We start from the raw sequence: 15,420 nt of genomic DNA on the forward strand, positions 1-15,420 counted from the left end.
CGCTCTTCCAATCCCCTGAGGAACGCCGTTAAGCGTAGCAACCTTTGTGGCGTTCCCTTTCTACCTAACATACACAAACGCAAGAAGACCGTAACATACCCCTGAACAAACCTACCGTAGGATCAGTTTGAGAAGGGGTGTGTTACGGTCTTCCCTTTATCTTATTTAATTACGAATGCCACAAGGCTACATAGCGTCACAAGTGACGTTGTATTTGACACAAAACTATGCTATACTTGGAGTATCAAAAAGAGAGCCATCAACGTGCGGTTAGCGTTAGGCTCATCTCAAGACAATAACAAAGATGAAATTTGCCTAACGTGTGAGGTGGTCAGACCTCTTTACGTTAGGCTTTTTCATTAATCGATTTATTTCAACCAATCAATGAGATGTACTAGTAATTTTAGAATTAAAATCAATAGATCAAATTTTCTAAACTTTTTCATAGTACCACCTCCTCCTATAACAGGAAGAGATGAGCCTAACAACACGTCAATGGCTCTTACATTTTTTATTATAGCACAATCTATTCGTATTGTTTACATGAACTTAATACCATGCCGAACAGCAAACTAAACAAAGCCCAAGTATACAAATGATATCGCTACAAGCCCCCTGATGATTGGTTTAAGATGGCATCTCATGCTCATTCCTTCCGCTGAGGAACTCCGTTACGAGTAGTAGCCTTTGTGGCGTTCCTTTCTAGCTAAATCACACAAATGCAAAAAACCCCATTCTTTTGAATGGAGTCTAACTATTTGAGCTCGAACACTTATTGAGTCGCATATCGAGTAGCGACAACCATTTGAACTTAATCTTATTTTAGTTGCTTATTAAGTAACAACAAATACTAGAGATAGTACTATCTCTAATAACAGTGTACGCATTGAAAAAGATAAAGTCAATAATAAAATCTATATCCATCCCCTGAGGAATGCCGTTACGAGTAGTAGCCTTTGTGGCGTTCTCTTACTACCTAAATCACACAAATGCAAAAGACTGCATAGCGGAACAAGTAACGATTGTATTGCACCTACAACCTATGCTATAATTAAGTCAACAAAAGAAGAGCCACCGACGTGTAGCTGGCGTTAGGCTCATCTCAGAAGAATAAAGAGAAATGGCCTAACGTGTATAAGTACTGCGAATACTTATTGTTACGTTAGGCTTTTTCATTTCTATTGAAAGAAACGATAAATATCTATAATCAACTTCAAAAACTTTATCAATAAAGATAACTTTCTAAAATTTTTCATAGTACCACCTCCTCCCATAATAGGAAGAGATGAGCCTAACAACACGTCAATGACTCTTACAATTTTAATTATAGCATAATCTATTCGTATTGTTTATATGAACTTAATACCCTAGCGATCAGCAAACTAAGCAAATCGCAAGTTTGCAAATGTTACCGCCACAAGCCCCTTCCCCCTGAGGAACGCCATTACGAGTAGTAGCCTTTGTGGGGTTCCTTTCTACCTAAATCACACAAACACAAGAAGACCGCAACATGCTCCTGAACAAACCTACCGTAGGATCAGTTTGAGAAGGAGTATGTTGCGGTCTTCCTTTATCTTATTTAGTTACGAACGCCACAAGGTTACATAGCGTTACAAGTGACGATTGTATTTAACTCTGAACTATGCTATACTTGGAGTATCAAAAGAGAGCCATTCACGTGTCGTTGGCGTTAGGCTCATCTCAGAAAACAACATAACTGGATTTGCCTAACGTGTTAAGGTGTGCGAGACCTTATACGTTAGGCATTTTCATTGTCTATTTAAATAGATCTTTAAACAGGTCAATGATACTTACTATTACAGAAATTAGATAAAGCAATAAAGTATACTTTTCATACTTTCTCATAGTATCACCTCCTCCTATATTAGGAAGAGACGAGCCTAACCCACGTTAGTGACTCTCTTACAATCATTATATATCAAAATATGCAATATATGAAATAACAACACTACGAATATCCTCTGAGGAGCGCCATTACGAGTAGTAGCCTTTGAGGCATTCTCTTACTACCTAAATCACACAAACGCAAAAAACCGCAACATGCTCCTGAACAAACCTACCGTAGGATCAGTTTGAGAAGGAGTATGTTGCGGTCTTTCCTTTACATAAATTAGCTATTCAAACGCCACAAGGCTACATAGCGGAACAAGTGACGATTGTATTACACCTACAACCTGTGCTATAATTAAAACAACAAAAGAAGAGCCATCAACGTGTAGCTGGCGTTAGGCTCATCTCAGAAATTCTAAAAATGAAATTTGCCTAACGTGTTAAGGTGTAGTAGACCTTATACGTTAGGCTTTTTCATTGTCTACTTAAGTAGATCAATGAGCTGAATTGCTAAACTAGCAATAGAAATAATCAAAGAGATTTTTTCATACTTAGCCATAGCAACCACCTCCTCCCGTAGTAGGAAGAGATGAGCCTAACAACACGTCAATGGCTCTTACATTTTTTATTATAGCACAATCTATTCGTACTGTTTATATAAACTTTATGCCCTAGCGATCAGCAAACTAAGCAAAGCGCAAGTTTGCAAATGACTCTATTCTTTGAGGAACGCCATTACGAGTAGTGGCCTTTGTGGCGTTCCTTTCTACCTAAATCACACAAACGCAAGAAGAGCACGACATGTTCCGGAGCAAACCTAACCACTGTATCAGTTTGCGTAGGAATATGTCGTGCTCTTCCCTTTGCCTTATTCAGTTACGAACGCCACAGACTGCATAGCAAAATAAGAAACAACCCTGAGGAACGCCATTACGAGTAGTAGCCTTTGTGGCGTTCCTTTCTACCTAAATCACACAAACGCAAAAGACCGCAACATGCTCCTGAACAAACCTACCGTAGGATCAGTTTGAGAAGGAGTATGTTGCGGTCTTCCCTTTGCCTTATTTAATTACGAACGCCACAAGGCTGCATAACGTCACAAGTGACGACTTACTTTTTGATCCAAGGCATCAATTTACGTAATTCGCCGCCCACTTCTTCTACTTGATGTGCTGCAGATTGTTTACGTTGTTCGTTAAGGTATGGGTAACCTGCTGCATAGTCACCAAGGAATTGATCAGCAAATTTGCCGTCTTGGATATCTTTCAATACACCTCGCATAGCTTCTTTCGCTGCTGCTGGGATTACTTTTGGTCCTGTAATATAGTCACCGAACTCAGCTGTATTGGAGATGGATTTACGCATTGTTTCGAAACCACCTTCGTAGATCAAGTCGATGATTAATTTCATTTCATGAACACATTCAAAGTATGCATTAACTGGGTTGTAACCAGCTTCTACCAATACTTCGAAACCAGTTTGCATCAACGCACATACGCCGCCGCAAAGTACTGCTTGTTCACCGAATAAGTCAGTTTCAGTTTCTTGACGGAAGTCAGTTTCCAAAATACCGGAACGGCCACCGCCTACACCAGATGCCCATGCCAATGCCACTTCTTTAGTGTCTCCGCTTGGATCTGCGTATACAGCGTACAAGCAAGGAACGCCAGAACCTTCTTGGAATGTACGACGTACTAAGTGACCAGGGCCTTTAGGAGCAACCATGAATACGTTTACGTCAGCAGCTGGTTTAATTTTACCAAAATGAATGTTGAAACCATGAGCAAATGCCAAGTACGCACCTTTTTTAAGATTAGGAGCGATGGATTTTTCGTAAGTTTCTGCTTGTAATTCATCTGGAATCAAGATCATCACAACGTCTGCACCTTTTACAGCCTCGCCTGTTTCTTTGACTACAAAACCAGCTTCTTCCGCTTCTTTCCAAGATTTGGAACCTTCACGAAGACCAATTTGTACGTCCATACCACTTTCTTTCAAGTTCAATGCATGCGCATGACCTTGGGAACCGTAGCCAAGAACTGTAATTTTTTTACCTACTAATGCTTGTAGATTGCAATCTGCATCATAAAATACTTGTGTGCCTAAAATGTTACCTGCCATTGTGATAACCTCCTACTTTGTAATACATAATGATGTTTATAATTTACTAGATTTTCTAGTGAAATTCAACTGATTTTCAGCCTTTCGGCTTACGGATTTACCATACTTAGTATGATAAATCGGTATGATTAAAAATATCTTTGTACACCCTATAAAAACATTTTATGAAAGTACTTGCAACCAAGGTCGATCTTGGACCCAAGTTACTTTCACGGACAAACCATAGAGTGCCGATAAAATCTCATCGGTAATGACCTCTCGTTTCGGCCCCGATTGAAAGATTTTGCCTTCTTTTAATAGTGCCACATGAGTCACTGTGGGAAGGATTTCCTCGATTTGGTGCGTCACATAGATGAAAGGACAAGGACTATCCTGTGCCCCTCGTCGATTGAGATGACGGAGCAATTGCTCTCGGCTCGGTACGTCCAATCCATTGCATGGTTCGTCTAAGATGAGCAAATCTGGATTTGTCATCAATGCCCGTCCGATGAGGGCTCGTCGTTGTTCACCAGTGGACAATAACCCAAAGTGACGATGTTGTAACTGTTGCAAGCCCATACTTGCTAACACCGCATCACAGCGTTGTTCTTCTTCCTCTGTCACATCATGGTATATGCCAATTGTTCCATGCGCTCCAGAGAGCAGAATTTGTCGCACCATTTCCTCTCGCATAGTTCGCTCAAATTGCCCTAAGGTAGAGCTGACGAATCCGATGCGATCTTTTACGTCTTTCCATACGCATCGTCCAAAGGTATGTCCTAGGACACGAACCTCACCACGGGTGGCGCAAGTGTATGCCATAATCATGCCCAGCAAAGTGGACTTGCCTGCCCCATTGAGGCCCAATAGCGCCCAATTTTCCCCTGTGTTCACATGCCAATCTACACCTTGTAAAATCGCTTCCCCATTGCGGACGAAGGTAACGCCCTCGTAATGTAACAACTCACCTTGTTTCGGTTCTGCAATGGTCATTACATTTTTTCTCCACGGCTCATAGCGGTGCAACCTGTTTTCGCAATTTCCAGAATGCCATATTCTTTCATAATTTCTATGAAAGCATCTAGTTTTTGCGTTTCTCCTGTAATTTCTATAACGATAGAGCTAGGTCCTACGTCGAGTACATTGCCACGGTACACATCTGCTAATTGGATGATTTGTGGTCGTACCGACACATCCGCTTTTACCTTGATGAGCATCAATTCACGGCGCACCACTTGTTCTGGAGAGAACACTTTCACTTTGATAGCATCCACCAGTTTGTAGATTTGTTTTTGGATCTGATCCAGTTGCACTTCGTCTGTTTCCACCGTTAAGGTAATCCGGGCTTGATCCTTTGGAATGGAAATACCCGATGTCATTTGGGTCACGGAGTAGCCACGACGATTGAACAAGGAAAGGATTCTAGCCCCGATGCCTGGTTTGTTTTTTGTAATCACTAACACTTGGTGTTGTTGTACTTTACTCATTGTCAGGGCCTCCTTTCAATCCCATCATATCTTTGGCTGTGCAACCTGCTGGAATCATTGGGAATACATTTTCTTCTCGTTCTACCACACAGTTAATCACCACTGGCTCGTCAGATAAGATCAGGTCTCGTAATTGGCTGCGCAACTCTTCGATGGTGGATAATGTCACCCCTTGTACGCCATAGGCTTTTGCCAAAGTTTCAAAGTCTGGATTCACCTCTAAGTCTACGAAGGAATAGCGACGTTGATTAAACAACTCTTGCCATTGACGAACCATGCCCAAGAAACCATTGTTGATGATTACAACTTTCACAGGGATATTGTAGGCTTTCAATAAGAGCAACTCTTGGCTGTTCATTTGTAAGCCCCCATCGCCTGTGATGAGTACTACTTTTTTATCTGGTTGTGCCACTTGTGCACCGATGGCTGCTGGCAAACCAAAGCCCATCGTACCGGCACCACCGGATGTGATGATCGTATTCGGCTTGGAGAAAGTAATGAATTGAGACGTCCACATTTGGTGTTGTCCTACGTCTGTAACCACGATGGCGTTGCCTTTTACGATATTGTCGATTTCTTGAATCACCTTTTGTGGTAATAAAGAATTTCCCTCGTAAGGGCGCACTCGAATTGGATACTCTTCACGCCATTCACGAATGCGTTCCAACCAACTTTCATGAGTTTGTGGAGTCAATTCATGATTCATTTCATTTAATACATGTTTCAAGTCACCTACGATTGGCACATCGATAAGTTTATTTTTACCAATTTCAGCTGGGTCAATATCTACGTGGATGATCGTAGCATCTTTACAGAACTCCTTCGGAACCCCTGCGATGCGATCATCAAAACGAATGCCTAATGCTAACACTACATCTGCTTCATTCACAGCATAGTTGGCATACACTGTACCATGCATGCCTAACATACCTAGCGATAATTGGTGTTCTCCTGGAAAGGACCCTAAACCCAATAAAGTATTCACCACTGGAACTTGGCATGTAGTCGCTAATTTGTAAAGTTCTTCTGTAGCCTTCGATAATAGTACTCCATGACCTGCTATGATAAGCGGTCGTTTCGCACCTTTCAATAGATCGATAGCTTTCTTGATTTGTTTTGGATGTCCGATGTAATTCGGATCATAGCCTTCGATAGAAATTGGTTCATTAAAAATAGCTTCAAACTCTTCATAGGAAATGACATCTAATTGCGCATCTCTCGTGATATCTACTAGCACGGGACCTGGTCGACCGGTAGTCGCTAAATAGTACGCTTCTTTCACAGTGCGTATCATGTCTCGAATATCTTTCACCAAGTAGTTATTTTTCGTCACCGGCATGGTAATACCCACGATGTCCGATTCTTGAAACGCATCTTTTCCCAGCAAGTGACTGCACACCTGACCTGTAATGGCCAAGAGAGGAATAGAATCCATATGCGCCGTCATAATACCTGTCACTAGGTTCGTCGCCCCTGGACCAGATGTGGCTAGGCAAACACCACATTTACCAGATGCACGAGCATAGCCGTCCGCTTCATGGGCTGCCCCTTGTTCATGACGTGCTAAATAATGGTTAATGCCCTCGAAATCATAAATTTCATTGTATATAGGAATTACGGCGCCGCCGGGATAGCCAAATATATCGGTCACTCCCAAGCGCTTCAATGTTTCTAGGAGTATGCGAGCTCCTCGAATCATCTTCTGTTCACTCATAGTGTATCCCTTTCTATATCTATCATATTCATTAGTCATGTTCATTAAATTCATTAGAACTGATACGGTGAATTATATATCCACGAGCCGCCATGGCAGCTGTAATCTTCTTGATATGGTCTTCTCCGTTCGTTTCTACAGTCACCACCAACTCCACTTCATGGAATCGGTCTAGGTTTTTAAACTGATTATGTTCCAGTTTGATAACATTCGCATTTTGTTCTGCTAAGATTTCAGACACCGCCACTAATTGGCCTGGTTTATCTGATAAATTCACAGCAAATGTGAAAATACGGCCCCGTACTACTAAGCCTTTGGTAATCATAGATGCAATGGTTAATACGTCGATATTGCCACCGCTCAAAATGCTGACCACAGTTTTGCCTCGCACTCGTAGCTTTTTCAAGCCTGCCACTGAAAGTAACCCTGCATTTTCACCGATGATTTTATGTTTTTCCGCCAATAACAGGAAAGCTTCCATCAGTTCATAGTCGGATACGGTGACGATTTCATCTACATAGGTTTGAATATATTCTAAGTCTCTTGTACCAATTAATTTTACAGCTGCCCCATCGGCAATGGTGCTCACGGATGGTAAATTCACTGGTTTTCCTTCTGCTACGGCCGCTTTCGCACTGGCTGCGCCTTCTGGTTCTACACCGATGATTTTTACTTGTGGATTTTTCAGCTTCGCTGCCGCTGCCACACCGGAAATCAATCCGCCACCACCAACTGGTACTAAGATAATGTCTGCATTTGGCAATTCTTCTAAAATTTCTAAGGCAATCGTTCCTTGCCCTTCGATCACATCTTCATCATCGAAAGGATGGACAAATACATAACCATGTTTTTCTTGTAATTCGCAAGCTTTTTCATAGGCTTCATCATAGACTTCGCCAGCGAGCACTACTTCTGCACCGTATTGACGTGTAGCCTCTACTTTGATGAGAGGTGTGTGGCGTGGCATAACGATGACTGCTTTAATACCTAAGCGTTGGGCTGCTAGCGCCACACCTTGCGCATGGTTACCGGCAGAGGCGGCAATAACGCCGCACGCCTTTTCTGCTTCTGTTAGTTTAGAAATTTTATTGTACGCGCCCCGTAATTTAAAAGACCCTGTGCGCTGTAAATTTTCCGGTTTAATATATACATCATTGCCTGTTTCTTGGGAGTACACAGAGCTATGAATTAATTTTGTTTTCACGGCGATGGTAGCAAGCCGCTCCCTAGCCTCCATGAAATCGTATAATTTATGCATATAAACATCCTTTCCTAAGTCTATATCCTGACCACATTCCCTCTTATGCTTCGTCTAGGATTTCGATAGCACCTTGTGCCGCAGAGGATACATGCATAGCATATTTTTTCAAGTATCCTGTGACATCTGATTTGTACGGTTCTAAATTTGCTTTTCTTCGTGCAATTTCTTCCTCTGAAAGTTTCACATTCAAGGAACGATTTGGAATGTCGATTTCGATGATATCTCCATCTTCTACGATGGCAATCGTTCCACCAGAGGCTGCTTCTGGAGATACGTGACCAATGGATGCGCCACGAGTAGCACCAGAGAAACGACCATCTGTAATTAAGGCTACGTCTTTACCAAGGCCCATACCTGTGATCGTCGCTGTTGGTGTCAACATTTCACGCATACCTGGACCACCTTTTGGACCTTCGTAGCGAATGATGACAACATCGCCTTTCACAATTTTGTGACCCATGATCGCTTCTACCGCTTCTTCTTCGCTGTTGAATACTTTCGCTGGACCAGAATGAACGAGCATTTCAGGGTCTACGGCGCCTTCTTTCACAACGGATCCATCGGGAGCTAAGTTACCTTTCAATACAGCGATACCACCTGTGGTATATACTGGATCGCTCCACGGATGGATCACATCTTCGTCTAGGACTTTCACAGTTTTTGCTATCGTACCTTGGTTCACCAAGCTCACAGATTTCGCACTTTCATGCAAGTGACCTTGTTCTTGTAAACGGTGCATTACCGCATACACACCGCCTGCGGCATGCAAATCTTCGATGAAATATTTACCAGATGGAGACAATTTCGCCAATTGTGGTGTATCACCTGCAATGCGATTGAAATCATCCAATGTTAAAGACACGCCCGCTTCATGAGCGATGGCTGGTAAATGTAAGGCTGTGTTAGAAGAACCACCCAATGCCATATCTACAGCTACTGCATTTTCAAAGGCTTCTTTCGTCAATACATCTTTTGGACGTAAGCCTTCTTGTAACACTTCCATCACTTGCATACCCGCACGTTTTGCTAGACGCAAACGCTCGGAGTAAACCGCTGGAATTGTACCATTTCCTGGTAATGCCATACCCAATGCTTCTGTTAAGCAGTTCATGGTGTTCGCTGTATACATACCGGAGCAAGATCCGCAAGTTGGGCATGCTACGTTTTCAATATGTTCTAATTCTTCTTCAGAAATGAGACCTGCTTCAAATTTACCTACTGCCTCAAATACATCGGATAAACCGATTTTTTTACCATTGTGAACGCCTGCTAGCATAGCACCACCAGAGACAAACACAGATGGTAAGTTCAAACGAGCAGCGGCAATCAACATACCTGGCACGACTTTATCGCAGTTAGGAATGAATACCATCGCATCGAATGGTGTGGCCATGGCAGAGGCCTCGATGGAGTCAGCGATAATATTGCGTGTCACCAAGGAATATTTCATGCCGATGTGGTTCATCGCCAATCCATCACAAATACCGATGGTATTAAATTCCATAGGAATACCGCCAGCCTCGCGGATGCCATCTTTCACAGACTGTACAAGATTTTTCAAATGCACATGACCTGGAATGATTTCATTGAAAGAATTGGCAATCCCGATGATTGGTTTTCCAATTTCCTCATTGATGAATCCTAATGCTTTTAATAATGAACGATGTGGAGCTCTTGTTGCTCCTTTGGCTACTCTATCACTGCGTACCATATGATGATCCTTTCTACTTATATAAATATAATTTATAACACTTGTTATAGTCACATATTGTTGTCTATATACAATGTCTATTCACGCGTTAAATCAACGAGATTTTTATGAGATAGATCTATTTGATTTTTCGTTGGATTTTATTATGTTCCTTGTAAATCTATAATCCATATCTGTTACTCTGACATAGTATGTTAGACATAAAAAAGGGCGATCCCTAGGGAATCGCCTTTTAATATATATGTATGCACGTTAATCAAATAGACTACAACAACCTAGATTCCTTATGCTGTACACAAAGAAACCTAAGATGGTAGCTCTACCGAAGAAAAGGCGACCTCTATGGAATTGTTAGTTCTAATGACGTTCACTACTAGGAACAGGACGAGCACGAGAATTGCTAACAATACCATGATAATCTCCTTTCTGTACGATATGCGTACGAATCTTAACTATAAGTGTAATACTTTAAAAATAAAATAACTGTCTACTATTGTAACACCTTTGTCCACTGTGTGCAAGTACATATCTATATTTTTTTACTCTTTCAGATGTGTTATTTTCCACAATTTGTTATACTATAGATGTTACTTCCCCTATACTGGTAACAGAAAGGGGGTGCTTGTCAATGGATATGGTCCTTAACTTTCTTATTTCTGTTGTGGCAGGTATAGTCAGCAACTATATTTGCAAGTGGCTAAACAGAAAGAAACGAAGTAACTAGCCCAATAAGAGATAGCTCTCTATAAAAAGCAAAACCCCACGGTTAGCCGACCGTGGGGTTTCTTTTGCTTGTAATTGGAAAGTCCTTAACTTTATTCCATATCCATTATATCACTTTCCTATTATATTTTCTAGTATATAAAAAACACCCAGGTCTAGCCACCTGGGTGTTTTTTTGGTGAGCTTTATGAAATCACCATTACTCTTTTTCGCTTGTCTAAATTATAGCATAATTACAAAAAAATTAAAACCCCACGGTTAGCCGACCGTGGGGTTTCTTTTGCTTATAATTGGAAAGTCCTCAATTTCATCTCCATTATATCACAGGTTAATAAAAATTTAAATCTTACTCCCCTAAGAAACGTTTTGCCTCGCAGTAGTTTACAATACCTTCTACTACTTTTTTAGCTTCACGCATAGCCAATACTACGGTAGCTGGTTTATGCACTACATCACCGCCTGCGAATACGCCTTGACGGCTCGTCATACCATATGGCATATCTCGTGTTACCACATAACCAGACTCATTCACTTCGATGCCATTACCAGGACCCACTAAACGTGTATTTGGTTTATGACCGATGGCCACGATGATTTTATCCGCTGGTAAAGTAAAGCCTTCGCCAGTGCTTTTCACAGATCCATCTTCTTGTAGTTCTTGTCGTGTAAATGTCAACCCTTCCACGATATCTGAACCTGTTACTTCTTTTGGAGCGGCTAAGAATTCAAAGTGAACGCCTTCTTCTTTTGCTTCTTCAAATTCAGATGGGTTCGCTGGCATTTGTTCTTCTCCACGACGATACGTCACGGTTACACTTTCAGCACCGAGACGAACACAAGTACGAGCCGCATCCATCGCCACGTTACCAGCACCGATGATGACAACTTTATCACCTTTGTACACAGGAATTAAAGACTCTTCCGCTCTGCCATTTTGCACCAACTGTACCGATGTCAACAAAGCCATAGCTTGTAACATACCCGCTTTATCATCACCAGGTAAAGATATTTCCGCTGGTACATGTGTACCTGTAGCAATAAAGATAGCATCAAAACCTTCTTCAAATAAAGAATCTAAATTACGATCTGGACCAATCGTTACATTACATTCAAAAGTAACACCTAATCGTTCCAAGCTTTGCACTTCACGGCGCACAATTCTTTTACCTAATCGGAACTCAGGAATACCAAATAAAAGGATACCGCCTGGCTCATCTTGCCGCTCAAACACCGTTACAGCATAGCCTAATTTTGCCATATCTCCAGCCACAGTCAATCCTGCAGGGCCAGATCCAATCACAGCAATTTTACCTTGATTTTTACGATTTGGTTTCACCTTACGAAGATTATTGTCACTTTCAAAATCGGCTGCAAAGCGCTCTAATTTACCGATATTAATGGGTTTGTTCGCACGATTTAAAATACATGCCCCTTCACATTGTTTTTCACGAGCACACACACGGCCACACACCGCTGGCAAGCTGCTGCGCTCCGCAATAATATCGTTGGCCAATCCAAAATTACCATTCGCAATAGCTTGGATAAAACGAGGGATTTCATTTTCAATAGGACAACCTGTACGGCACAACGGTTTCGCACAGTTCAAACAACGCTTCGCCTCTGCAAAGGCCTCTTCCATCGTATAATCTTTATCAAATTCTAGTTCATGTCTTAACTCCATAAAGACCTCCTTGCACCACTCTGGTGACACACTTTCCCTTTACATACTCTATTTATAGATTCTTACTTATTTCGATATAATACGTATAGTATACCATAGACTAGCCATTTCCACTGTAACAATGGCTACACCCTTGCTATATCTGTGGCTATAGGTGCTCCTTTTCTTAGTGAAAGTACTAAAAGATATATCCTATAGTATACCATATGTGCGCACTGTGTGTAACTATGTGTTTTTAATTTAACAATCCCTTATTACTGATCAAATTATATCGTATATGTTACTGCATACTTTGTCTTTGGTCCCGAACCAGTTTTGATAACATAACCACCTGCAATTAATTCTTTCACAGCCTCTAATATATTACGCTTTCCATACCCTGTTAGTCTCGCTAATTCACTGGATGACAATTCTCCATCTTGTAATGCTTCATATATACGTTGCGCTGATGGACTCATACGTATTGTATCTTGAATAACCACTGGTAATATTATTTTTATAAAGTTTTCAGATATATCAAATACAGGTTGTCGCTTGCAGTGTTTATAGGATGCAATAATACGCTGTACCCCCGTTTCAAACTGTTCTATTAAATGTAATCTGAAAAATACATTTCCTATCACAGGGTTACGGAGCATCGATACTTCTTTATATAAATAATCTTCTACTGAAAGTTGTTCTAACAATCCACCAGGTGATGTAATTTCAATACGATCATCATACATAGCTACTCGAATATGCGCAGATACATCCCAAGTTCTATGGATTAAAGCATTAGCTATGGCTTCACGAAATGCTTTTTCCGGTATGGTTTCCACCACAACTCGTTCTATCCCTTGTATCTCATCATATTGATAATTCTCACGATACACACGCACTGCTTCTTGATAGGTTTTTAAAATCGATTGTCTTTCAAAAGTATAACGATTCAAAATGATATCAATAGTAGCGCCGAAGCGAGCGATATCTATGCCATAAAATTCATTTACATCTGCCAACAATGCACCTGCATTTGTATACCCTATATGTTTATCTAACAGTCCGAATGTAATTAAATTATCACGAGTCAACTTTTCTATACCTAATTTTTTTTGACATTCGTCTTCTAATATGTGAAAGCTTAACTCTTGTTCATGGGAAGGAATACGATCAAAAGTTGTATTCATTCCTTGCATAGTCAATCGCTTTAATTCAATTTGACCTACCTCAATTGTAGAACTGTCATTTCTAATATAGGCTTTACCCTTATATAAATACGGCGTATCTTTTCCTTTTTCTACAATTAATGTAATTAGTTTAGTATTATCATCTATATCAATAGTATATTTAGGTAATGGTTTTATAGCATCATTTATCTTATTTTCAATATCTAAACAAGCTTTTCTAGTATTCTCGATTCCCACATATCTTCCATCATCAGAAATACCAAATATAATTTTTCCACTTCCATAGTTAGCAAAGGCTGATACTGTTTTTAAGAATGTATTTGTAATAGATTCTTTAAATTCTAATTCTCTATGTTCTTTCATTCTAATCACCTCAATCTAACTATACCATGTTTACCTAACCTATGCAACGATAGACATATCGTTGCATAACTACTAAACGATAGACTACATAATTATTTTATAATACACCATAAATTACTTAATAGTCATATTTAATGACTATTAAAATACTATAATATCGTTTCAATTCTTCTCATTTTTTCTATTTTATTATGAAAAATAAATATATTTATTCATTTTCTTGCAACGATACCCCTATCGTTTCACAAACTTTGCAACGATAAGGAATTTAATATTAATACAATTTCTGATAAACCGCTATACTATCGCATGTATAAGTATATGCAACGATACCCCTATCGTTTCACTATCGTTGCAACGATACAAAAAAGAGGTCCACCTCATAGGGTAGACCTCTATATTTATAGTGATTAATTTGCAGAGGTAATGGTTCCTTTAAACGTTTCTGCAATGAATTGTTTAATCGCTTCGGACTGATAAATCTCTGCAATTTTTTTGTAAGTTTCATTGTCTTTATCTTGTTCACGTGTGGCCAAGATCATCACGGCTAATGGCTCATCTTTTGGTTCTAAGTACAATCCTTTTTCACCTACGTTGATGCCTGCGCTTTGCACGTAGTTCATCGGAATCGTTGCCAATGTCACATCATCTAAGCTACGAGGTAATTGTGCAGCCTCAAGTTCTTGGACTTTTAGGTTCTTAGGATTTTCCACAATGTCTGCCACTGTGGCTTTGAAACCAACGCCTTCTTTCAATTTGATAAGACCTGCTCGTTGTAACAAGGCTAAGGCACGTCCACCATTCGTTGGATCATTTGGAATTGCTACTGTGTCGCCGTCTTTCACATCGATAGGAGATTTTACAGAATTACTGTAGATACCCATTGGCATTAAAATAGTTTTGCCGATTGGCACGAGTTTAGAATTATTTTGCTTATTAAAGTTCTCCAAGAACGGCACATGTTGGTACGCATTCAATTGGATATCTCCGTCTGCCAAGGCTTTATCTGGTGTAATGTAATCAGAAAATTCTACTACTTTCAATTGGATGCCTTGCTTTTGTGCTTCCTTCGCTACCGCCTCAGCCACTTGTGCATGAGGACCTGCCGTAGCACCAATTTTAATTTCTTGCGTTGTTGTCGATGTACTACAGCCCGCAATACCTAACGCCAATATACCCACCAATAGGGGTGTAAATAATGATTTTAATTTCATAGTTCTATCCTTTCATAACTACAAATACTACTAATAAAATTTATATTTCAATTCTGAGTATACAGAATATCATAAGAATCTTCTCTTGCCCAATATAAATTTTATTACACTATTAATAGGTAAAAACTATAATTTATATACATTAAAAC

General features: G+C 40.3%; 9 protein-coding genes. All 9 read right to left on the reverse strand.

What is annotated here, in order from left to right:
- Positions 1-2,961: 2,961 nt before the first annotated feature.
- Positions 2,962-3,972 carry a ketol-acid reductoisomerase gene (gene ilvC, locus EO122_RS07455; protein ID WP_127010033.1) on the reverse strand — a complete coding sequence of 337 codons (1,011 nt, stop codon included), beginning with the start codon at positions 3,970-3,972 and terminating at the stop codon, positions 2,962-2,964.
- A gap of 162 nt (positions 3,973-4,134) precedes the next feature.
- Positions 4,135-4,944: an ABC transporter ATP-binding protein gene (locus EO122_RS07460; protein WP_164725993.1), complete on the reverse strand. Its 810-nt coding sequence runs from the start codon at positions 4,942-4,944 to the stop codon at positions 4,135-4,137.
- Positions 4,944-5,438: an acetolactate synthase small subunit gene (gene ilvN, locus EO122_RS07465; RefSeq protein ID WP_126938427.1), complete on the reverse strand. Its 495-nt coding sequence runs from the start codon at positions 5,436-5,438 to the stop codon at positions 4,944-4,946. Before ilvN ends, EO122_RS07460 begins: the two co-directional genes overlap by 1 nt.
- Positions 5,431-7,152, reverse strand: coding sequence for a biosynthetic-type acetolactate synthase large subunit (ilvB, locus tag EO122_RS07470; protein WP_127010034.1), 1,722 nt, complete (start codon positions 7,150-7,152; stop codon positions 5,431-5,433). Before ilvB ends, ilvN begins: the two co-directional genes overlap by 8 nt.
- Before the next feature lie 31 nt (positions 7,153-7,183).
- Positions 7,184-8,410 (reverse strand): threonine ammonia-lyase, encoded by a 1,227-nt coding sequence (ilvA, locus tag EO122_RS07475; protein ID WP_127010035.1) that lies wholly within the window; start codon positions 8,408-8,410, stop codon positions 7,184-7,186.
- 43 nt (positions 8,411-8,453) lie between these two features.
- Entirely contained in the window at positions 8,454-10,124 is a 1,671-nt protein-coding gene (gene ilvD, locus EO122_RS07480; protein ID WP_127010036.1) for a dihydroxy-acid dehydratase, read from the reverse strand.
- A 1,069-nt stretch (positions 10,125-11,193) separates the two neighbouring features.
- Positions 11,194-12,528: an NAD(P)-dependent oxidoreductase gene (locus EO122_RS07485; RefSeq protein WP_127010037.1), complete on the reverse strand. Its 1,335-nt coding sequence runs from the start codon at positions 12,526-12,528 to the stop codon at positions 11,194-11,196.
- A 266-nt stretch (positions 12,529-12,794) separates the two neighbouring features.
- Positions 12,795-14,057, reverse strand: coding sequence for an ATP-binding protein (locus EO122_RS07490; protein ID WP_127010038.1), 1,263 nt, complete (start codon positions 14,055-14,057; stop codon positions 12,795-12,797).
- Positions 14,058-14,467: 410 nt separating this feature from the next.
- Positions 14,468-15,271 (reverse strand): MetQ/NlpA family ABC transporter substrate-binding protein, encoded by an 804-nt coding sequence (locus EO122_RS07495; RefSeq protein ID WP_127010039.1) that lies wholly within the window; start codon positions 15,269-15,271, stop codon positions 14,468-14,470.
- Positions 15,272-15,420 lie beyond the last annotated feature (149 nt).

Source organism: Veillonella sp. CHU110 (assembly GCF_003992255.1).
GTDB lineage: Bacteria > Bacillota > Negativicutes > Veillonellales > Veillonellaceae > F0422.